Below are 21,571 nucleotides of genomic sequence, written 5' to 3'. Positions count from 1 at the left end.
TTTGAGGATCGAAATAATGGATAATGAACGACTGCAAAGCCTTGCCGAACTTGAAGCGCGTCTCGGCTGGAATTTCACCGATAAGTCCCTCCTCAACCGGGCGCTTACCCACCGATCTTTCGCCAATGAAAACGCATCCATAGCGAACGGCGACAATGAGCGGCTGGAGTTTCTCGGAGACGCGGTATTGCAGTTGATTGTAAGCGACATGCTGATGAAAATATTCCCCACCTACACAGAGGGGCAGCTCTCAAAACTCCGCGCCTCTGCCGTTAACGAACATCCGCTTGCCGAACTGTCCCGTAAATTCACAATCGGAGAGCACCTGCTGCTTGGAAAAGGGGAAGAGGCCTCCGGGGGAAGGACAAAACCGTCGCTTTTGGCAAACGCCCTTGAATCCGTTATCGCTGCGATTTTTCTGGACAAGGGCTTTGAATGTGCAGCCGCCTTTCTCGGCACAATTTTTGAACCCCTTCTCCGGGAAGGGGATGCCGACTCAACCTGTCTGGACTACAAGACCGCCCTCCAGGAGCGAAGCATGCTCCTCTTTAAAACAATCCCCCGCTACAGCGTGCTGTCCGAAACCGGCCCTGACCACGACAAACTCTTTGAAATGGGTCTCTTTATCGGGGAGAGATTCATTGCCGCGGGAAGCGGGAAAAGCAAGAAAGAGGCCGAAAAGCAAGCGGCACGGACTGCGCTTTTAACTCTCCGGCGGGAGCAAGAGGAAACAGGCGGGTGATCATTCCGATCTTCATAATGAACGGGGGCTGCACGCATCGCTGCATCTTCTGCAATGAAATCCTTACCGCGGGCAGCCACCCGGCCCGGATAACCGATGATGACTTCAACGACATCATCCGCACCCACCTGGCCAAGCCCTCCCGCAAGCAGGGCCCCGTTCAGATCGCCTTTTACGGGGGAACCTTTACCGGCATGGAGCATGCGGAACAGGAAAGACTGCTTATGCTCGCCGCCCCTTTTTTGAGGGAAGGCAGGGTTGAAAGCATCCGGATTTCCACCCGCCCGGACGAGATCGCCCCCGATAATCTCGCTTTTTTAAAGCGGTCGGGCGTAGCTGCCGTCGAAATAGGGGTACAGTCCTTTGACGACGGGGTTCTGCTTCAGTCCCGGCGGGGGCATACCGCGGCGGACAATATCCGGGCGATAAAACTGCTCAAGGAAGGGGGGTTTACAACCGGGATTCACCTGATGGTCGGGCTTCCCGGGGACACCCCGGAACGCTTCGCCAAAACGGTGGAGACGGCGATCGCCCTGCGTCCCGACACAGTGCGGATCCACCCGACCATTGTCCTTGAAAACACCGCCCTGGCCAGGGATTTCATAAAGAAAAAATACCAGCCGCTTACTCTTTTGGAGGCAACGGAACTGTCTAAAGAGGCTCTCAAAAAGTTTACAAAAGCGGGCATTCCCGTTATCCGCCTGGGCCTGCAGACAACGGGCGAACTGGAAGAGCCGGGCGCCGTGCTCGGTGGGCCTTTTCATCCGGCCTTCCGAGCGCTTGTCGAGGCGGCAATCTTTCTCGAAATGGCCGAAACGCTCCTCAATGTTGCCGCTGGAAGAAAAAAAGAAATCAAATTTATCGTCTCCCCTCAAGACGTTTCCAACCTCCAGGGTTTGCGGCGGGGAAACATTGCCACGCTGAAGGAAAACTATCGGTTAGAAAATATCCATGTGGAAGTTGATCCCTCGCTGGCAAGGGGAACCCTGGTCATTGCCGACGAGGGCAAAAAATTAAGGACGGATTTTTCCGGAAGGATTGACGAACTTTGAACTGCCGGCTGTCGTTTTTTGCCGGCGGCGCTCAGCGTTCGGCAAAATGTTTGCATAGATAGTCCCGGCGTGATATCAATACCGGACACTTTATTTGCGAAATGTGGATAAGGCAGGGAGTTTTTCCTTTAAAACGGAGGCAGACTTGTTCAAATCAGGCTTCATCGGCATCATCGGGCGGCCCAACGTCGGCAAATCCACCCTGCTCAATCAGCTCGTAGGGGAGACAATCGCCATTGCCACCCGTAAACCCCAGACGACGCGCAACCGGATCATGGGGATAAAAAACCTTGATGAACCGAACCCCGGGCAACTGATCTTTCTCGACACGCCCGGCATTCACAGGGCTAAGACTCCCTTGGGAAAGGCCATGGTGGAGACGGCCTCTGGAACCATCGGCGATGTTGATCTGCTTCTGCTTTTAGTCGAAGCGGAGGAGGCGCCGCGCAGTGACGACCGCTTCATCATCGAATCGCTGGCAGGTCTGACAAAACCCGTAATCCTGGTTATCAACAAGACCGACCTCATCGAAAAGCAGCGCCTTCTGCCCCTTATCGACTCCTTCAGCGCCCTTTACCCATTTCGCGAAATCATTCCCGTTTCCGCTTTAAAAAATGACGGAGTAGCGCACCTTGTCTCCGAGATTTGGAAGCTCCTTCCCGAGGGGCCCCGCTACTTCCCCGAAGAGATGATGACAGACCGCTCCGAGCGCTTTATCGCCGCCGAAATCATCAGAGAAAAGATCACCCTCCGTCTGCATCAGGAAATACCATACGTAACCGCCGTCGTCGTCGATTCCTTCCAGGAAGACGAGGCCAAAAACATGATCCGCATCAAGGCTACGATCAATGTTGAAAAGGATTCACAAAAGGGGATCGTCATCGGCAGGGGGGGCGCGATGCTCAAGGAGATAGGCACAAAGGCGCGGCTGGAGATGGAGAGGTTCTTCGCTTCCCGGGTCTTTCTGGAACTCTTTGTCCGCGTGGCGAAAGACTGGACCAGCGACCCTCGTTTACTGAAGGAATTCGGATATATGGAAAACAAGGGACCGGCGCGTTAAGGAGCTGCGTCTAACTGGCTATTTTTTCTGATACTTGCCGGCAGCAATAATTTTCTTATCCAAAAAATTTGTTTTATATAGGCCAAATATGTTGTAAAGAGCCCCTCACGAATGGTTGCGCCCTGCGATTATTATCAGAAGAGCGGGTATTTTCCGCGAACGCAAAAGGCGCTTGCAGGGGGATATATTTCAGGATGACAGTCGGGGTAAAAGATGGCTGAAACAAAAAGGCAAAAGATAACTCCCTTGGATGAGCTGCTAAGGCGGGTAACAGAACTGGAAAATGAGAACGAGCGGCTGAAATCCCTGCTTCTTACCGATGAACTGACTGGTTTGTACAACAAGCGCTTCTTTTATCTGCAACTGGAGGTGGAAACTACTCGGGCCAGACGCACCGGTCAGCCCTGCACCTTAATTGCTCTGGACCTGGACAACTTCAAGAATGTCAATGATACCTTCGGACATTATATCGGGGACCAGCTCCTGTCTCAGTTCGCCGGCATCTTGGGCAAAAGCGTCCGACCAACCGACTTTGCCTGCCGTTTCGGCGGGGACGAGTTTTTCATAATCATGCCCTCCTCCGGGCTTACCGAAGGCATCGGTGTCGCCAAACGAATCCAAAATTCTCTGAAAAGCTTTGATTTCACGGTTTATACGGCCGAAGGCCGACGCGTGTCGGTGAGTGTCGGCCTTGCCATTTATAAATCGTCTCACAAGATGAGTGTTGACGCCTTTTTCCAACAGGCGGACGGCAATCTTTGCCAAGCAAAAAAAACAGGTAAAAACCATATCTTCCACGACCTCGATGCGAAAGCTGAAAACACCGCCGTCAACAATGCGGAAAGAAAAGCGCTTTCCGTGCGCTTTGCCGAAATAAACGAAATGGAAAAGCAATGAAAAAAAAGCCTCTAATCCTCTCGGTAACCAGCGGGAAGGGCGGCGTTGGCAAGACATTCACCACCCTCAATCTGGCCGCGACGCTGGCTCAGACAAAAAAGAAAATCCTTGTCGTGGATTGCGATCTGGGACTGGCCAATATTGATATCATGCTGGGAATTAACCCTCCCCATACGCTGCAGGATGTGATTTTTGGAGACAAAAACCTGCGGGATATAGTGATTCCGACAAAAGGCGGCTTCGATCTGATTCCGTCAAGTTCCGGGGTCAGGGATATGGCGCAGCTCCTTTTTGAAAAGATCGAATTGGTAAAAGCGATGATCCTGGAGTTCACCGATTACGATATGATCATGCTCGACACCGGCGCCGGCATTTCCGAGGTTGTGCTGCAGTTCAATCTGCTCGCCTCCAAAAACATCGTTATAATCAACAAGGAGCTTACCTGCCTTACCGACGCCTATTCCATGATCAAGGTGATGTTTCAGGTATTTGAGCGCAAGGATTTCGGCATTATCGCCAATGCCGTAGCCAACGAAAACGAGGCGATGCGGCTTTTCAACCATATCAATTCCATCTGCAAAAAGTTTCTGGGCTTCGATCTCCATTATACCGGCCATATCCTCAACGATGAACTGGCATCCCAGTCTATCCTCACGCAGAAAATAGCCGTTCTTGCCTCCCCTCATTCCGGGATGGCAAATAATTTCAAAAAAATATCAGAAAAGGTTCGCACCTGGTAGACCGCTTGCCCGAATTTTTTATTGATTTATATTTTTCTTGACAGTCAGACATGATATTTGTATAAACATATACAAATTGATCGTCCTCCGCTACCGGCGTTGTTTAGTGGAAAGCCGACTTTTTTCAGTATATGCGTTTGATATCATTAAAAACTATCTTTCCGGGACACTTCCTGCCATGAGCGACAATCGAAAAGCACCCATCTACGTCCAGCTTGCCGAAACACTGAAAGGCCGCATCCTGCAGGAGGAATACCGGGCAGGGGAGCTGCTCGCCCCCGCCCGCGATCTTGAACAGGAATTCGGGGTAAGCGCCATAACCATCCGCAAGGCGATGAGCATCCTCGTTCAGGAGGGGTATGTAGAACCGAAACAGGGCGTGGGAACAAGGGTTACCAAGCGCCCCGAGGAAATTGTGGAACTTAAATTGTCCGGCAATTTTTGGAACTGGGCCGATTCCGCGCTGACCAGAAATTTGCAGACGGAGACAGAGGTGCTGGAGCTTGCCACCGTTCCCTGTCCCCGAAGGATAGCCGAGTTGCTCCACACAAAAGGCAGTGCCCCGATATGGCGCATGAAGCGGATTAGAAAGTTAAATGGACATCCTGCCTCCTTTATCGTCAACTACGCCCTTCCCGAGCTGATGTCCGGCGTCAATAAGGAAATGTTCTTAAAACAGCCCTTTCTCACCGTCTTTCGCGATCATTGCGGCGTGCAGTTGGCCAGCGTCGAACAAATGGTGCGCGCAACCGTCGCCGACATCGATACCTCCGCAAAACTGGGAATAGGTTTCGGAGAGGCGTTGTTCCTTGTTGAAAATACCTACATGGACATGTCCCAAGCGCCGGTCGAAGTCTCCTGCATCCATTTTCGCGGCGACCTATACGTCTATAAAACAAAAATATCTTTTTAGAAGGGTGATTTAAATGAAATCGTCAGAATCAAGAAAGATACATATTCGCGAAGTCGCGCCCCGCGACGGTTTCCAGTCCTGGCCGGAATTCGTCCCGACCGAAAAAAAAATCACCGTCATCCGCCGGCTGCTCGAAGCGGGGATAACGGAGATGGAAACCACCTCCTTTGTGAGCCCCAAGGCGATACCCCAGATGCGCGACGCGGCAGAAGTTATGGCGGGACTCCCCAAAAACAGATGCATCCACAGCCCGCTCGTCCCGAACCTCAAGGGGGCCCAGCTCGCGCTCGACCACGGCGCGGATAAGCTGGTAGTAGTGATTTCAACAACTGATGCCCATAATCTGGCAAACGTGCGCAGAACCGTGGCGGAGTCAGTGACGGATTTGCAGGCAATCTTTACGCTTGCCCGGGAGCGGAACAAACCGGTGATGGGCGCCCTGGCCGTCGCCTTCGGCTGTCCGTACCAGGGCGATGTGTCGGATGACGAGGTTTATCGCCTCGCCGACGCCTATATCAATGGCGGCGCAGCCTCGGTCATTCTTGCCGATACGACGGGAATGGCGACGCCGACCAGAATAATTAAAATGATCAAGGGATTCACGAGCCGCTTCCCCCAAATCCCCTACTCCCTCCATCTGCACAACAACCGGGGGACTGCGATGGCCAATCTCTACGCAGCGCTGGAAGCGGGCGCCGACACGTTTGACGCGGCTTTGGGCGGGATCGGCGGCTGCCCGAACGTTCCACTGGCCGCCGGCAATCTTCCCACGGAGGACGTGGTTTTCATGCTGGAAGACATGGGGTATGATACCGGCATCGATCTGCTGAAAATTATAGAAGCCGCACAGCAGCTTGAGTCAATTCTCGGCAGAACGCTGCCCGGGCAGGTGATGAAAAGCGGCCCCCGCGATCCTCTGCTGGCGGCCGCAATCTGCGGCATAACCCATTAATTTTAAAAGACAGGAGTTGCCAGCCATGCCACTTACAGGATTAAAGGTTCTTGATTTGACCAGGGTCGTATCAGGCCCCTTCTGCACAATGCTCCTGGCCGATCTGGGGGCGGACGTCATCAAAATAGAGGCGCCTGAAGGCGATCCGTCCCGCGTTACCGGGATCATGGGCAAGGGCGAGAATCCCTATTTTGTAAACCTCAACAGAAATAAAAGGGCCATTACGGTTGACATGAAAAAACCAGAAGGCAAGGAGATCATTCGGCGTCTCGCTGAAAAAGCGGATATCGTTGTAGAAAATTTCCGGCCGGGGGTGATGGACCGCCTCGGCCTCGGGTACAAGGAATTGAGCGCGCTGAACCCCTCCTTGATCTACGCCGCAATCAGCGGCTTCGGCAAATCGGGCCCCTACAAGGATCGCCCCGCCTTTGATTTCATCGCCCAGGCGATGTCGGGCTTTATGAGCCTCAACGGCAACGAACAGATGCCACCGCTCCGGGTCGGAGTCCCCATCAGCGACACGATCGCGGGGCTCTATGCGGCGTTCGGAATATTGGCCGCCCTGCGGGAGCGGGAGAAGAGCGGGCGGGGCCAGGAAATCCAGACAGCGATGGTGGACGGGCTGATCAGCATGTTCACCTTCGCCTCTTCCGCCTTTTTTGCGACCGGGGAACTCCCGCCCCGCAACGGCAATGATCACATGGTTGTCTCTCCGTATGGACTCTTCAATGCCGCCGACGGCCCGGTAGCCATCGCTCCCAGCGCTGAAAAAAACTGGCTTCAGCTCTGCGCCGCGCTGAAGCGGGACGATCTCCCCACCGACCCGCGTTTTGACACCCAGCAGAAACGCCGTCAGAACAGAAGTGAAATAAATGAAATAATTCAAGGAATAATAGCGACCAAAAAACGGGACGAGTGGATCGAGCTGCTCAACCAGGCCGGGGTGCCCTGCGGTCCAGTAAACAATCTGAAGCAGGTTTTTTCCGATCCCCAGGTGCTCCATCAGGAGATGGTGATCGAGTCGGCTCAGCCCGGCGGGCCGGTCAAGATGCCGGGATTTCCGGTCAAGTTCTCCAGAACGTCCGCCCGACTGCATAAACCGTCGCCCCAGATCGGCGAGAATACCGTTTCGGTATTGCGTGAGCTGGGCTATCCGGAAGCAGAAATAGACGCTTTACTCAATGCAGGCGCTGTCTTTGCCGCTCCTGGCGCCACTGAAAACTGAGAGCAGGGACAGACGACTTATAACGGATAAATTCAGGAACAGGAGACATTGGAGCATGAAAAGGAAAAAATTACGTGAGCTTCTACAGAAACCGGGCCTTGTGCGAGCCCCTGGCGCTTTCGACGCCTGGTCCGCGCGCCTGGTGGAAATGGCGGGTTTTTCTGCCGTCTATATGACCGGCTATGGCGCCTCGGCAAGCGTTCTCGGCCAGCCCGATATCGGCTTGATGACGATGTCGGAGGTGGTCAGTCAAGCCGGGAATATGGCTTCCGCCGTCGCTATCCCGTTTATCGCCGACGGGGATACCGGTTACGGCGGGGTTCTGAACGTCATGCGAACGGTGCGCGAGTTCGAAAAAGCGGGCATCGCCGGCCTGCAACTCGAAGATCAGGTTTTTCCCAAGCGCTGCGGACACATGGAAGGAAAACAACTCATCCCCCAAGAAGAAATGGCGGCAAAGGTACGCGCCGCCGTTTATGCGAGGCAGTCCGAAGATTTCGTCATTGTCGCCCGCACCGATGCCCGGGCGGTAACCAACCTGAAGGACGCGATCGCCCGAGCGGTTGCCTATGCCGAGGCCGGCGCGGATGTGCTCTTCGTCGAGGCGCCGCAGACTATAGCGGAGATGAAGGAGATCGCCCGCGAACTGAAACTTCCGCTGATCGCCAATATGGTCGAAAAGGGAAAGACGCCTTTTCTCCCCGCGGAGGAACTGGAGCAAATCGGCTACAAGATCGCGATCTACCCAGTTTCAACCCTATACGCAGCAACCAAGGCAATGATGAAGGTCTTGACCCACTTGCGGGAGAAAGGCTCCACGGAGAATTGTCTTGAAGACCTCGTCAGCTTTGAAGAGTTCAACAACCTTGTCGGCGTAGGCGAAATGCGCGCCCTGGAAAAGAAATTCTCGTAATCAGTGCGCAATGGGGATATAATTACCCCTGAAACATAGCCTGAACAATCAGCGACAGCAATTCGCGGGGTACTGGTTTTTTTGCCCATAAAGAGGGAATTTAATGCTGACGATATTCGTGCTTCTGCTGCTTTTGCTCATGATCGCCATAGGGGTGGATATCTTCATCTCCCTTGGCTTATCCGGCGTTCTGGGGATACTGCTTTTCCGCGGCCCCGATGCGCTGACGCTCGCGGCAACGGCCTTTTTCGGCCAGGAAACTACCTTCGAATTGCTGGCGCTTCCCCTGTTCGTGCTGATGGGCAATATCCTGGCCAAAAGCCCGATCGGCGGCGATCTTTACACTATGGCGACCAGATGGCTCTCCTGGCTGCCCGGCGGTCTGGCCATTGCCTCAATCGGCGCCTGCACCGTCTTCGGCGCGGTAAGCGGCGTCAGCGTCGCCGGCGTTGCAGCGATCGGCTCGATGGCGGTTCCGGAGATGCTCAAACGCGGGTATTCTTCAAAAATAGCCGCTGGCTCCGTCGTCACGGCGGGCGCCCTCGCGATGCTGATCCCGCCCAGCGTTCCCTTCATAATCTACAGCGCCATCTCCGGCGAGTCCATCGCCAAGCTTTTCATCGGCGGCATCGTCCCGGGGCTGGTTATGGCCACCATGCTCAGCCTCTACGTCCTCATCAGGTGCCTCATCTCGCCCGAGCTGGCGCCCCGGGGCGCCAACGCCGGATTTACCTGGAAAGAGCGCTGGTCCAGCCTTTTAGAGGTATGGCACACTGGCATCCTGATCATTATGGTGCTGGGTTCAATCTACGCCGGCATCGCGACCCCGACGGAGGCTTCGGCGATCGGGGTCGTCGGGGCTTTAATTATTGCCAGTATCGCCTACCGCACCGTCAATCTGCGCCGGATTATCGAAATCATCAAGGAAAGCATGAGGATCAGCGTTGCCATTATGGTCATCATCGGCTGCGCGATGATCTTTGGCTCCTATCTCAACATGGTGCGTGTCCCGGAGTTGCTGAGCAATTTTCTGATCGACCTCCATCTGCATCCGCTGGTTCTGATCTTCGCGATCCAGCTCCTCCTGATTATAGGAGGAATGTTCGTGGATGCCGCCTCGCTCATCGTCATCACCACCCCAATTCTACTGCCCCTGGTGAAAGCCCTCGGCTACGATCCGCTCTGGTATGGCATTGTCCTGGTTATCAATCTCGAGCTGGCCGTCGTGACGCCTCCCGTCGGGCTGAACCTCTACACACTAAAAAGCTGCGTCCCGTCGCTTTCGCTTCAGGAAATTATCAGAAGCAGCATCCCGTTTCTGATGATTCAGTTGCTGTGTTTAATACTGTTTACGTTATATCCACCGTTAAGCCTCTGGCTGCCAGGCATGGTCAAGTAATTTTTAAACAGGGAAAACCCAAACAAAAGAAAGGACAAGGAGGAAAAAGCTATGGGAAAAATCACACGCAGAGATTTCTTAACAACGGCAGGGACAGGCATTGTCATGCTCGGCTTGTCCGATCGCTGGCTCACCGAGGCGTTTGCCGCGCCGCCGACTTATACGGGCGTCACCTATCTGACCCCCGCCTACAAAGACCTCTTCCCGCCGATCGTCACGTTTGTTGATCGCCTGAAGAAACATCCCGACCTGCTGAAGATGGACTTCTTCGATTCCGGAACCCTTGTCAAGGCGGACGAACAGGTGTCGGCGCTGCGGGCGGGGACAATCCAGTTCATGTTCCACACGACCTCGTACATCACGCGCAACTACCCGATTCTTGGCCTTCTCGGGCTCCCCAGCCTCTGTGACAACCTCTACGAACACGGGGAGCGACTCGCGATGGAAAGCCCCCTGTGGAAGCTGATCAACGATTCCCTGGCAAAGGACAATACCTTCATGCTGACCGCGGGCGGCGGCATCCTCGAGCCGGAATACATCTGGAGCGGAAAGAACAGAATCGCCAGCCTTGCCGACCTGAAAGGAAAGCGCATCCGGACGGTCGCCTTCGAAGCGGAAGAGGTGCTGAAAGCTTATGGCGTCGGCGGCGCGCGCGTACCCTCTTCGGAGCTTTACCTCGCCGTTCAGCGCGGGACCGTAGATGCAACGCTTGCCAACATCAGCACGATCATGGGGCGAAAAATCTACGAGCAGGTCAAATATTGCTACAAGCTGCCGATGACCGGTTTCTCGATAGCGATTTTTTTCCTCAAAGACAAGTGGGACAAACTCCCCGACAAGATAAAAGCCGCTTTCTGGGATGCGTCCCAAGAGTTTGACCGCACCTACGCAGCCGACATTAACCGGAAATTTTATCCGGAACAGTTCTGGCCGCAGTTGCAAAAGGCGGGGCTCCAGATATTCAAACCCACCGCAGCTGAATTGAAGGACTTTGAAGAAAAGAGCATGCCTGTCTGGGCATGGTGGAAAAAACAGGTCGGGGAGGAAACCGGCCAGAAGGCGATTAACCTCGCCTTGGGGAAAGGCTGAATAAGATGAATGAACCGGCGGGAATCATTCCAGGGCTTTCCAAAACTACAGGCATCCTGGGACAGGCGGCGATGGCCTTCATGGTGGTCAGCATCTTTTACGATGTGCTGATGCGCTACATCTTTGCCGCCCCGACCCATTGGGCGCTGGAGGTTAATACGTTCCTGCTCTTGTTCGTCTGCACGATCCCGACAGCGGATGTTCTGAGTTCCGGGGTTCACATCCGCGTCACCTTTCTGACCGAGCGGTTGTCAGGGCGCGTTGTTCAACGACTGGGAGTTCTTCGCGGCGCGCTGGGAATTCTTTTCTGCACCGCGATGATCTGGAAAGGCTCAGTGATGACCATTCAGGCCTGGCAGCACCATGACCGGATGTCCACATCGCTCGGCACGCCGATGTTCATTCCCTATCTTTTTCTCCCGCTTGGTTTTTTACTGCTGGCGCTTCAGTATGCGGTTCTTATCAAGTCAGGATTGACTCCGCCGGGGGACGCAAAAGCCGGACCGCAGATTTGACATAGAGAAACCAATGGGGTTAAAGCGGGGGGGGGTGAAATCCCCTCTCCCTCATTTTTAACCAGCATCTGTGACATCCGCCGCCCAACGATGGATCGATGCAGAATTTTACCACAAAAAAAGGAGACAAAACATGAGCGGAAAAACGACATTTACCATCGCCGTCCTTCCCGGCGACGGCACCGGTCCGGAGGTGATCCGGGAGGCGCTGAAAGCCCTGGAAGCGGCAGGGAGCCGCGACCAGCTCCACTTCGATCTGCACCACTATGATCTCGGCGGCGAGCGGTTTCTCAAGACAGGCGAAATCCTTCCGGAAAGCGTTCTGGCGGAAATTGCAAAAATGGATGCGATTATGCTCGGGGCAATCGGCCACCCAGACGTGAAGCCGGGCATCCTGGAAAAGGGTCTGCTTTTGGAGTTGCGCTTCCGGCTGGATCAGTACATCAACCTCCGGCCGGTTGCCCTTTATGACGGCGTGGAAACGCCGTTGAAGAACAAGGGCCCCAAAGAGATTGACTTTGCCGTCGTCCGGGAAAACACGGAGGGTCTGTACACCGGCGGGGGGGGGTTCCTGAGAAAAGGAACTCAACAGGAAGTGGCGATCCAGGAGTCAATCAACACCCGCTACGGCGTCGAGCGCTGTATTCGCTATGCCTTCGAATACTGCCGAAAACGGGGCAAACGCAAGAAACTGACGCTCTGCGGCAAAACGAACGTCCTGACCTATGCGTTTGATCTCTGGGAACGGGTCTTTCACCTGGTGGCGGCGGAATACCCGGATGTAACCACCGATTACGCCCATGTTGACGCGGTTTCCATGTGGATGATCAAGAACCCGGAATGGTTCGACGTAATCGTCACCGACAATCTGTTCGGAGACATCATCACCGACATCGGCGCGATGATCCAGGGCGGGCTGGGAATCGCCGCCGGCGGCAACATCAACCCCGCCGGGGTTTCGATGTTTGAACCCATCGGCGGTTCGGCGCCGAAATACGCCGGACAAAACGTTATCAATCCGCTGGCCGCGATCATGGCGGCCTCCATGATGCTCGAACATCTGGGACAATCCGCCGCGGCAGCGCGCGTCGAAAATGCGGTAAAAAAGGCGCTTATCCAGGACATCCGCAGCCTCGCTTCCGGAAACATGGGCCGAGGCACAAAAGAAGTAGGCGATTTGATTGCTGATTATATCGCCAAGGGATGACCTCTTGAGAGCTCACATAACCGACGGCAACCAGGTGCTCATCGCCGGGAAAGCGATCGTTAAAACAAGGAAAAGAAAGAGGATGATGATAAAGGGCGTTATGCCCCTGATCACCTCCGCCATGCGGATCTCCGGAGCAAGCCCGCTGATGACGTAGAGGTTCATCCCGACGGGCGGCGTCACCAGCGCCATCTCCATATTGACGGTAAGCACGATCGCGTACCAGATCGGGTCGATCCCCAGCGTATGGATGATCGGAACAACCAGCGGCATCGTCAACAGGATGATCGAGACGGTCTCCAGAATGCACCCCAGGAGAATCATCAGAATATTCATCGCCACCACGAACATGAGAGGGGAAAGTTTCCACTGAATGATAAGTTCCGTGAGCTGCTGGGGAATCTCCAGCAAAGTCATAACCCTGCCGAACAGCATCGCTCCGGTGATAATCATCGCGATCATGCACGAAGTGGCTGCCGATTTGAGGCCAATCTCCGGAACATCGCGTAAGCGAATGGTGCGATAAATGAACAGCGTGATGAAGAGGCTGTAAACCAGCCCGGCGGCGGCGGCCTCGGTAGGCGTGAAAATGCCGCTGTAAATGCCGCCCAGAATTATAACCGGCAGCATGATGCCCCAGAGGTTCTTTCTCGTCACCCGCAGCCTCTCCGGCCAGGACGCGGGCTCAAGACGCTGATAACCTCCTCTGACGCTGCGAAAGGCCGCGTACAGAACCAGAATCGTCGTCAGGACAATCCCGGGAACGACTCCGGCCATAAAAAGCCTGCCGACAGACTCCTCGGCCACCTCGCCGTAGATGATAAGCGGAATGCTGGGCGGGATGAGTATCCCCAGCGTGCCGCCGGTTCCCAGCAATCCCAGCGTAAATTTCTTGTCATATCCCCGCGCCAGCATCGCGGGATACGCCACCATCCCGATCGTCGCGGCCGAAGCGGCCCCGGAGCCGGTGATCGCCGCGAAGAACGCGCAGGCAATAACGGTCGCGATCGCGAGCCCTCCCGGCAGATGGCGGACCCAAACATTGACGGTATCGAACAGGTCATCCCCGATCCGGCCGTCGAGCAGCACTTGGCTCATCATGACAAAAAGCGGAATGGCCAGCAGAACGAAGCTGTCCAGCGAGCCGAAAACGGTGCTGCCGATAATCTTCAGCGGCAGGTCGTAAAAAAACAGCAGCAACACCGAGGCCGAGCCGAGGGAAAAGGCCACCGGCAATCCGGCAAAAAGCAGAATTAAAATGAGGGCAAGGACAATGAGAAATGTTATCATCTGACTGCCCCCCTGTTTCCTATGGCGCGCAATTCCGATAACCTCTTCAGAACGATTATGATAAATTGCAGGGTAAGCAGCACAAAACCGATCAGCAGGGCCGACTGAGGTATCCACAGAGGCACCCGCAGCGGGGTGGCCGACAGCTTTCCGTATTCAATCGACATGGCCAGCATCTGCCAGGCCTGCTGCGCAACAATCAGGCAATACAAGGCGCCGACAATGCCGGTCGCCCCCTCCGTAAGCAGCCTTGTTCTGACGCGCATTCTCTCCAAGAGCAGATCTACGCGCACGTGCTTGCCGGTCTGAAGCGTATAAGACGAAGCCGCGAGCATCGTCCACATGAACAGGTAGATGGAAACCTCCTGTGTCCAGATCGTCGGTGCGTTAAAAATATAGCGGCAGACAACCTCGTAAGCCAGGATCAGTCCCATGAAAAGGATCCCCATCCCGCTGATAATTCCTAAATAGAGGTTGCTTTTTTCAATGATCGCCCGGATTTTCTCCATCATGGCACGCCCTTTCACTTTTCCCGGAGACAGGGAAAATCAGCCGCAGCGGCTTTAACGCTTTTGAGGGACGGTGCGGCAGCAAGAGCGCACCGCACCGTCCCTCTGAATTATTTCATTCCCAGCGCGATATCCATCAGTTTTTTGGCCAAAGCGCCTGTCTTGTCGGCAAAGTTCTTGCGCACCGGCTCGGTCGCCGCGATAAACAGCTTGCGGTTTGCCGGCGTCAGCGTCTGAATCGCCACCCCCGCCTTTACAATCGTCTCCCTGGCCTTTTTTTCCGAATCGGCAATTGCCCCACGGATCCATGCCTCGGCATCTTTCCCTGCTTTCAGGATGGCTTCCTGCTGATCCTTCGGCAGCTTCTGCCAGCTCTTCAGATTCGCCTGCACGGCAAATTGCGCCGTCGTATAGTTTGCCTCCGTCATGTACTTCTGCACTTCCATAAGCTTGCGGGAAACCGCGGCAGGCATTCCGGTTGTCGCCCCGTCAACCGTTCCCCGCTGGAGCGCCATATACATCTCCGAGGAACTCATGACCGTAGGCGCCGAGCCGAGCGCCCGGAGCGTCTCGGCATCGCCACTGCTGAAGGATCTCATTTTCAGCCCCTTGAAATCAGCGGGGGTTGTTAGAGGACGTTTGTTGTTGAAAAACTGGATGTAGCCGTAATCAACCCAAAAAAGGGTTTTAACGGCCTTTTTCTGGAACTCCGCGTCGAGCAGCTCCCCTGCCCCCGCTTCGATGAATTGCTTTGTTGAAGAGAAATCCTTGAAAATGAACGGCATCTCAAAGACATCGGCAGCGGGAATCATTCCCGACCATTTGTTGATGGGAACAAGCCCGGAATCGACCAGTCCTTCCTGAAGCGCCTCGACAATCTCTGTATCCTTGAAAAGCTGCGCGGAATCAAACACCTTCACCTCAACCGCGCCTTTGGAATACTCCTTTACCTTTTCGGCAAATACTGCCAGCCCCTTGGAAATGTGGTGGGAAGGCGGCAACTGGTTAGAAAGTCTTATTTCCGTCTTCGCCCACAATGCTGCGGGTCCGCTTATTATCTGCACCACCGCAAATACCGCGGCCGCAAACCAAACCTTTCCCCAACTATGCTTCTTCATTCGTCGATCCTCCTTTTTCAGTAAAAGTCATGGCCCTTGAGATTAACTTCGCCGTTCCAGATACCGGCGGTAAACGCATGAAACCGGCGCTTTATTTTTTCGGGGTTGATGATGCTTCCGCGTGATTAATCGACTACAAGTTGTTTTATTTGTCAAGCGCTTTACCAAAGATCATTTTTTACAGTGACATTCCGGATGCTTACAGAACATAGATTATAAACGTATATCTATATAACTATATAATCTTATGGCATCTTGCGTCATTTTTAAGCGTAACTATGTGAATATCTTGTCAAAATATTGATATTTCCTGTGTTGAAAAGGAATTGCGACAAGCAAGATACAGGGTGTACTTCACGTTCGCTGCTGCTCGAAGCCGGGGATTCTCAAATGATTTTCCATCCGGGCAAGGATCAACCCCGCAACCGACGTCATCAGCAGGTAGCAGGCCCCGACTATCAGGAACACCTCGGTGAACCGGAAGGAGTTCGACGCCAGGATCTTCCCCTCGCCGGTAAGCTCGATACAGGTCACCATGTAGGCCAGCGAGGAATATTTAATCAGGTAGATAACCTCATTTCCGCACCCGGGCAGGGCTCGGCGCACCGCCTGCGGCAGGATGATCGAGACAATCATCCGGATTCGGCTGAAACCGAGCGATTCGGCGGCAAGCATCTGCCCCCGCTTGATCGACAAGAGCGCCCCCCGAACATATTCTGAATTGTAAGCCCCGCTGCAGAGTGAAAAACCGAGAACCGACGCGGCAAACGGGCTAAGGTAGATGTTGAAGTAGGGCAAGCCGAAATACCAGATGAAAAGCTGGATGACAAGCGGGATCCCCCGAAACAAGGCGGCATAGACATCGGCCGCCCGGCGGACGAGACTGCTGCCGTACACCCGGAAAACCCCGACGGCTGTTCCGAGTGTGAGGCCGGCGAGCGCCGAGGGAACAATGAGCTGCAAACTGACCCCGAACCCCCGGAAAAGCGCGGGCAGGACTTCTGTTTGTATATAGAGCAGTCCTTCGGTCATCCGCGTTCCCCATAGAGATCGGTGATCTTTGAGCAGAATTCGCGGGTTCGCGAATGTTCGGCATCGTTGAATATCTTGTCCGGCGTTCCCTGCTCAACGATCAAGCCGTTCTCCATAAAGATGATCTCGCTTGCCAGCGAACTGGCAAAGCCAATCTGATGAGTCGCCATGATCATCGTCATCCCGTTCGCGCCCAGATCGCGGATAACCGCGTGCACCTCGCCGATCAATTCCGGATCGAGGGCCGAGGTGGGCTCGTCCAAAAGCATCACCTCCGGGTCCATAGCCAGCGCCCGCGCGATCGAGACCCGCTGTTTCTGCCCCCCCGACAACTGGGCCGGGTACTTCTGGATATGCTCTTTCAAACCGACCCGTTCGAGTTCCAGCCGTGCGCGCTCACCCGCCTCCTCCCGGCCTATCCCCTTGACCTTAGTAAGACCGATCCGGACGTTCTCCAAGGCGTTGAGGTGATCGAAGAGGTTGAAATCCTGAAAGATCATCCCCACCTTCTGGCGGTAGGCGTACAGTTCGCGTTTGCGCTCGGGATGAATCTCCCGCTCGTCCAGCCAGACCCGCCCCTGATCCGGCTTCACCAAAAAATTGATGCAGTGTAGAAACGTGCTTTTCCCCGCTCCGGAGGGACCGATGAGGATTTTCAAGTCGCCCTTGTCCACCTCCAGCGACACCCCTCTCAGAACTTCCCGCTGCCCATATCTTTTCGATAGATTTTCAATCCGCAAAATAGGAGACGTCATTTCATTCCTGCGTTCAATTATGTGAATATCCGGGGATTCTTACCTTGTCTTCAAGAAGCCGCAACCCTTTTACGCCAAGCCAGGTAAGGATCATGAAAATAACCCCCGCCGCAAAATAGAGCGGGAAGTGCTGATAGGTTCTGGTCGCCACAAAGTGCGTGCGCGCCATGATCTCGGCCACGCCGAGCGCGTAGGTAACCGCCGAATCCTTCAGCAGAATGGAGTATTCGTTGGAAAAACCGGGGATGGAAAGCCGTAGCGCCTGGGGAATAATAATGGAGGAGATCGCCATAAAATCGCTCATACCCAGCGCCCGCGCCGCCTTCAACTGTCCCTCCGGCAGCGCCTGAATCGCCCCGCGGATGATCTGGGACTGGTAGGCGGAGCTGATCAGACCCAGCACAATGATTGCGACGGTAAAGGCCGAAAGGTTGATCCCCAGGGCCGTGCAGAGACCGAAGTAAAAGAGAAAAAGAAAAACAAGCAGCGGGATGCCGCGAAAAAACCAGACATAAACTCCGACGCTCCGGCGGATCGCCGCGCCGCCATAGACCTGCCCGGCCGCCAGCGGAACGCCAATCAGAAAACCAAAACTCAGCGCCCCGGCGACAACGGCGATGGTAACCAGTGAACCCTGCAACAGATACGGAAGGGCGTCGATAATAGCGATCAAACTTTCCGGCATTGGCTTAACAAGACCCTGAAAAATGGAAGGCCCCTTTCTGGAGGGGCCTTCCCGATACGCGCTTCTACGGAAACGAAACGCACAATTTTAAAAGGCGTCGGCACGCTGACCTTCCGGCATCTGTCTTAATGTCTTAAGAGTTTTTCTTCGCCCCGGTAATTCAGCATTTTTCAAAGCTCTGGTCTGACTTCCTCCGCGCCAACATCATTTGTCAAGGTAGCTCTTTTTCAGCTCAGCCCAGTAGGGCGACTTCATCAGTTTTTTCAGCCCATCGTTAAGCTTTTTCAGAAACTCCCTGTCATCCTTGCGCACTGCGTAGCCGAACTCTTCATCCTTCATCCCGAAACCGCCCAGAATCTTGACGGGCTTCTTCTTGACCGCGTCGAGCGCCGGGGCGTCATCCATCGCGGCTGCAATAATCCGACCGTTCACCACATCTTCGATTGCCAGCGGCGCGGAATCGTACTGGACGAGCTCGAATTTCTTGCCGCCCTTTTTGATCAGATTCTCCTCGATCCACTTCGCCTCGGTGGTGCCGCGTTGCACCCCGATCTTGTTGCCGTCGGCGAGGGCCTTCTCGGCGGTTACCGCGGCATTCTTCTTCGCGACGAGAACCTGTTTAATCTTCCAGTAGGCAGTCGTAAAATCAACCTGTTTTTTGCGCTCCTCGGTGATGCTCATCCCGGAGGCGACTACATCGATCTTTTTTGCCTTCAGGCTGGGAATAATGCCGTCCCAGTCCATCGGCTGATGTTTGACCTTGAATTTCATCTCCCTGGCAATCCAGTCCAGCGCCTTGACGTCGAATCCATCCGGATTGCCGGCCTTGTCAACATACGCGAACGGCGGGAAATTGGCGTCAATCCCGTTGATATAAACCTTTTCCGCAGCAACAGCCGCTGCCGCAAGCATCATGAAAACCGCCGATAACCCCAAAAAAATTCCTAAAACCGCTTTTTTCTTCATAAACTCCATTCCCCTCAAAATTTAATTATAAAACCTTGAATTTGTCTAACCCTCCGTCCGCGTGGTCATTCATTCGCAGGGGCAATGGCAAAGCAGTACAGCTTTTAGAGTTCCCCCATCCCCTTTTCCGGCGCCCGGCTCATCTTCTGATAATAACCGGTTGCACATTGGGCCGAGAGCTTAAACAAAATCGTTGCGGCTGTCAAGATTAAGAAAAAGATGAATTATCCAGCGAAAAACCTCCGCCCCTCAGTTTTGAAGATGGACGTACCAGTTGCTGTTCACAACCCTTTTGGCTGTATCATAGAGGAGATAGTCGGTTTTTTCGAGGGCAACCGTCCCCCCTGCCTCAATTTTCGGCAAAGATTCCTTGCTTGCGGCCACCAGAAAGTCATCTTCATCTTGCAGTTTGTACTCTAAGGTGATTCCCAGCGCGCGGGATGACTTGTTTTTCAAAAGCACCCGCCAACTCCACTCAACCAGATAGGCGCCCCTAAGATCCTGGTAAACACGGATCATTTTGAAACCGTCGCTGACAACCTCAATCGGGAAAAGCGGGTCTTTAGTATCAACGTTTCGCTGATAGCCAATGAACTGCCCGATCCCGACCAAGCGCATCAGCAGCAGATTTTCATTGATCTTATCCCAGAATCCGGCATAAAGAGGGCCCCTAAAGGCTATAAAAAACACCGCAATGGCAACCAGAAAGATGGCCAGAGAGGAATACGTCTGTTTATGTAATATTTGCCTTCCCATACAATTATTCCAAAGGCTCTGTGGTTTTCGGATAAACTGCCGATGAGTGTGGAGTTGTTTAAACCTAAATAGGAAAAAGTGTCAACAGAAATGATTTTAGAATAAATTCCCCTTGACAATTGTGGGCGCTCTTCATACCATTCTCTCATAAAATATGGGGTAGCCAGTTTTTAAGTTTTCAGATCATGCCCGTGACAGACATTGCGAAGGATGAAAATCACTCCCAGAACAACCCTCTCCCGTTAAGGAAAAGATGGCGGACGGGGTATTTTCATATTAAGGAACAGTGATGAAGCAAAGTATGAGATTTATGCAGGCAGGAATCCTGCTGTTGATTATGGCGGCTGCGCCCGCCCCTCTTTTTGCCGATTCTTACACCTTGGAGGATCTCTGCCGAATCGCCCTGGCCTCCTCGGAAAAGCTGAAACTCGCCGAGCAGAACATCGCGCTTGCAGAAATCGGAACCGAAAAGGCCCGTTCCTACCTTTATCCGCGCCTTACAGCGGCGGGCGGCATGACACGGTATTCCGAACGTAAATTTACAAGCGCCGGCAGCGTCTTGCAGCCGGAGAGCGCCTCCACTTGGGGCGTCAGGATGGACGAAACCCTTTCGCTCAGCGGCCGCGAGTTGACGGCGCTCGAAATTTCCCGGCAATCGCTTCTCAAAACCCGTTATGATGTCGAGGCGCTGCGCGATGATTACCTGCTCGGCAATGTCGCGGCGGCCTATTACGACGTCCTGCTGGCCGGGCGCAATCTCGAGATCGCCGCTGTGAATCTGGAGAGGTTGAGCCGCTATCGGGATGCGGCCGAAAAACGGCTACGCATCGGCGACGTGACCAAAACGGCGCTGCTGCGTGCCGAAAGCGAGCTTTCCGGGGCAAAATCCGATCAGCTCCAGGCTCAAAATACCCTCGAGCTGGCGATCGCCGTCCTGGCCAGCCAGGTAGGAATTCAGCCCCCCTTCACGCTCCAGCCGGAACCTGCCCGAAAAGTTGAGATCCCGGAACTGGACGAACTCCAGAAACAGGCTCTTTTTCGTCGGGCGGAAATTAAAAGCCTCAAGATGCAAAAAAAGATGGCAAGCAGCCAGATCAGCTTTGCCCAAGGGGCGTTTCTGCCTTCGCTGACTGTTACCGGCGCGTACGCCGGCGCCGATCAGCAACCGGCTACCAGCAGCCTCAACAGGGATAGTTTTTATGGGGGAATCGCCCTGAATTTTCCGCTTTTCGACGGTGGCCTCAGGAAGGCAGACGTTTCCGAGGCGAGGGTGCGCGAACGCCAGGCAGATCTGCGAATAGAGGATGTAAAAAAGGAGATTGCTATTGAGGTGAAGGCTGCCCACCTGGAGCTGACGACGCAACAGGGCATCCTGCGCTTTCTCGAAGACCAACTGCTTTTTGCCCGCGAAAATTATCATGCGGTTTTTCGACAGTTTGAAGTCGGGCTGGCCAACAGCCTTGACGTGATGGATGCCAATACGCTACTGGTTTCAGCGGAACGGAAGGCGGCAGCGGCAGCTTTCCGTCTCCAACTGGCGTCGTTGCGTCTCAAAAAAGCCGCCGGTCTGCCGTGGGCCCTGGCAGCAATTGGCATCCCCGCGCCGGGAAAGTGAAACCCTCATGACGGCTTGCCGTCACAAAGAAGGATGAAAACGAAGTTTAATGTTCAAAAAACGAATTTTAATGCCCGTCGAGGTTGCCTGGAAGGGAACCATTTATAAATCAACAATTTATCGGCATGCATTTCGCGTGAA

At 54.2% G+C, this 21,571-nt stretch carries 22 protein-coding genes; 14 read left to right on the top strand and 8 right to left on the bottom strand.

Translation table 11 applies throughout. The features are described 5' to 3' along the window. Window positions 1-16: 16 nt before the first annotated feature. The 13 genes from rnc to M0P74_01830 all read left to right on the top strand — a co-directional run bounded on the left by rnc (window position 17) and on the right by M0P74_01830 (window position 12,704). Window positions 17-742, top strand: a complete 726-nt coding sequence (gene rnc, locus M0P74_01890; protein ID MCK9362342.1) for a ribonuclease III — start codon at window positions 17-19, stop codon at window positions 740-742. Then, window positions 739-1,794: a radical SAM protein gene (locus M0P74_01885; protein ID MCK9362341.1), complete on the top strand. Its 1,056-nt coding sequence runs from the start codon at window positions 739-741 to the stop codon at window positions 1,792-1,794. Before rnc ends, M0P74_01885 begins: the two co-directional genes overlap by 4 nt. A gap of 145 nt (window positions 1,795-1,939) precedes the next feature. Beyond that, window positions 1,940-2,854 (top strand): GTPase Era, encoded by a 915-nt coding sequence (era, locus tag M0P74_01880; GenBank protein MCK9362340.1) that lies wholly within the window; start codon window positions 1,940-1,942, stop codon window positions 2,852-2,854. A gap of 213 nt (window positions 2,855-3,067) precedes the next feature. After that, entirely contained in the window at window positions 3,068-3,751 is a 684-nt protein-coding gene (locus tag M0P74_01875) for a diguanylate cyclase (GenBank protein MCK9362339.1), read from the top strand. Next, window positions 3,748-4,491, top strand: coding sequence for an AAA family ATPase (locus tag M0P74_01870; GenBank protein MCK9362338.1), 744 nt, complete (start codon window positions 3,748-3,750; stop codon window positions 4,489-4,491). The genes M0P74_01875 and M0P74_01870 overlap by 4 nt, the downstream gene beginning before the upstream one ends. Window positions 4,492-4,669: 178 nt before the next feature. Next, window positions 4,670-5,404, top strand: a complete 735-nt coding sequence (locus tag M0P74_01865; protein MCK9362337.1) for a GntR family transcriptional regulator — start codon at window positions 4,670-4,672, stop codon at window positions 5,402-5,404. A gap of 13 nt (window positions 5,405-5,417) precedes the next feature. Beyond that, complete coding sequence (locus M0P74_01860) at window positions 5,418-6,356, top strand: hydroxymethylglutaryl-CoA lyase (protein ID MCK9362336.1); 939 nt, start codon at window positions 5,418-5,420, stop codon at window positions 6,354-6,356. 25 nt (window positions 6,357-6,381) lie between these two features. After that, window positions 6,382-7,581 carry a CoA transferase gene (locus M0P74_01855; GenBank protein MCK9362335.1) on the top strand — a complete coding sequence of 400 codons (1,200 nt, stop codon included), beginning with the start codon at window positions 6,382-6,384 and terminating at the stop codon, window positions 7,579-7,581. 55 nt (window positions 7,582-7,636) lie between these two features. Further along, a complete protein-coding gene (locus tag M0P74_01850; protein ID MCK9362334.1) occupies window positions 7,637-8,494 on the top strand; it encodes an oxaloacetate decarboxylase in 858 nt (285 codons plus the stop codon). Window positions 8,495-8,597: 103 nt separating this feature from the next. After that, window positions 8,598-9,893, top strand: a complete 1,296-nt coding sequence (locus M0P74_01845; protein MCK9362333.1) for a TRAP transporter large permease subunit — start codon at window positions 8,598-8,600, stop codon at window positions 9,891-9,893. Between the two features lie 51 nt (window positions 9,894-9,944). Then, window positions 9,945-10,982: a TRAP transporter substrate-binding protein DctP gene (gene dctP, locus M0P74_01840; GenBank protein ID MCK9362332.1), complete on the top strand. Its 1,038-nt coding sequence runs from the start codon at window positions 9,945-9,947 to the stop codon at window positions 10,980-10,982. A 5-nt stretch (window positions 10,983-10,987) separates the two neighbouring features. Further along, window positions 10,988-11,497: a TRAP transporter small permease gene (locus tag M0P74_01835; protein ID MCK9362331.1), complete on the top strand. Its 510-nt coding sequence runs from the start codon at window positions 10,988-10,990 to the stop codon at window positions 11,495-11,497. Window positions 11,498-11,630: 133 nt separating this feature from the next. Then, window positions 11,631-12,704 carry a 3-isopropylmalate dehydrogenase gene (locus M0P74_01830; GenBank protein ID MCK9362330.1) on the top strand — a complete coding sequence of 358 codons (1,074 nt, stop codon included), beginning with the start codon at window positions 11,631-11,633 and terminating at the stop codon, window positions 12,702-12,704. Window positions 12,705-12,716: 12 nt separating this feature from the next. Here M0P74_01830 and M0P74_01825 read toward each other — a convergent pair whose 3' ends face one another. From M0P74_01825 to M0P74_01790, 8 genes are all read right to left on the bottom strand, one after another. After that, entirely contained in the window at window positions 12,717-13,994 is a 1,278-nt protein-coding gene (locus M0P74_01825) for a TRAP transporter large permease (protein ID MCK9362329.1), read from the bottom strand. After that, the gene (locus M0P74_01820; GenBank protein MCK9362328.1) at window positions 13,991-14,506 is read right to left on the bottom strand and encodes a TRAP transporter small permease subunit; all 516 of its coding nucleotides are present in this window, start codon (window positions 14,504-14,506) and stop codon (window positions 13,991-13,993) included. Before M0P74_01820 ends, M0P74_01825 begins: the two co-directional genes overlap by 4 nt. A 107-nt stretch (window positions 14,507-14,613) precedes the next feature. Next, window positions 14,614-15,621, bottom strand: coding sequence for a DctP family TRAP transporter solute-binding subunit (locus M0P74_01815; protein ID MCK9362327.1), 1,008 nt, complete (start codon window positions 15,619-15,621; stop codon window positions 14,614-14,616). A gap of 354 nt (window positions 15,622-15,975) precedes the next feature. After that, window positions 15,976-16,653 carry an amino acid ABC transporter permease gene (locus tag M0P74_01810; protein MCK9362326.1) on the bottom strand — a complete coding sequence of 226 codons (678 nt, stop codon included), beginning with the start codon at window positions 16,651-16,653 and terminating at the stop codon, window positions 15,976-15,978. Further along, window positions 16,650-17,408 (bottom strand): amino acid ABC transporter ATP-binding protein, encoded by a 759-nt coding sequence (locus M0P74_01805; protein MCK9362325.1) that lies wholly within the window; start codon window positions 17,406-17,408, stop codon window positions 16,650-16,652. The genes M0P74_01810 and M0P74_01805 overlap by 4 nt, the downstream gene beginning before the upstream one ends. 13 nt (window positions 17,409-17,421) lie before the next feature. After that, complete coding sequence (locus M0P74_01800; GenBank protein ID MCK9362324.1) at window positions 17,422-18,093, bottom strand: amino acid ABC transporter permease; 672 nt, start codon at window positions 18,091-18,093, stop codon at window positions 17,422-17,424. A 204-nt stretch (window positions 18,094-18,297) separates the two neighbouring features. After that, window positions 18,298-19,059: an ABC transporter substrate-binding protein gene (locus M0P74_01795; protein ID MCK9362323.1), complete on the bottom strand. Its 762-nt coding sequence runs from the start codon at window positions 19,057-19,059 to the stop codon at window positions 18,298-18,300. 249 nt (window positions 19,060-19,308) lie between these two features. Next, a complete protein-coding gene (locus M0P74_01790) occupies window positions 19,309-19,815 on the bottom strand; it encodes a hypothetical protein (GenBank protein MCK9362322.1) in 507 nt (168 codons plus the stop codon). A gap of 301 nt (window positions 19,816-20,116) precedes the next feature. Here M0P74_01790 and M0P74_01785 point away from each other — a divergent pair, with 301 nt between their 5' ends. Beyond that, window positions 20,117-21,430 (top strand): TolC family protein, encoded by a 1,314-nt coding sequence (locus M0P74_01785; GenBank protein MCK9362321.1) that lies wholly within the window; start codon window positions 20,117-20,119, stop codon window positions 21,428-21,430. The last annotated feature ends 141 nt before the right edge of the window (window positions 21,431-21,571 follow it).

Source organism: Syntrophales bacterium (assembly GCA_023229765.1).
Taxonomy (GTDB): Bacteria; Desulfobacterota; Syntrophia; order Syntrophales; family UBA5619; genus DYTH01.
The sequence above is the reverse complement of the archived record's forward strand: the minus strand, read 5'-3'. Positions and strand labels throughout refer to the sequence as shown.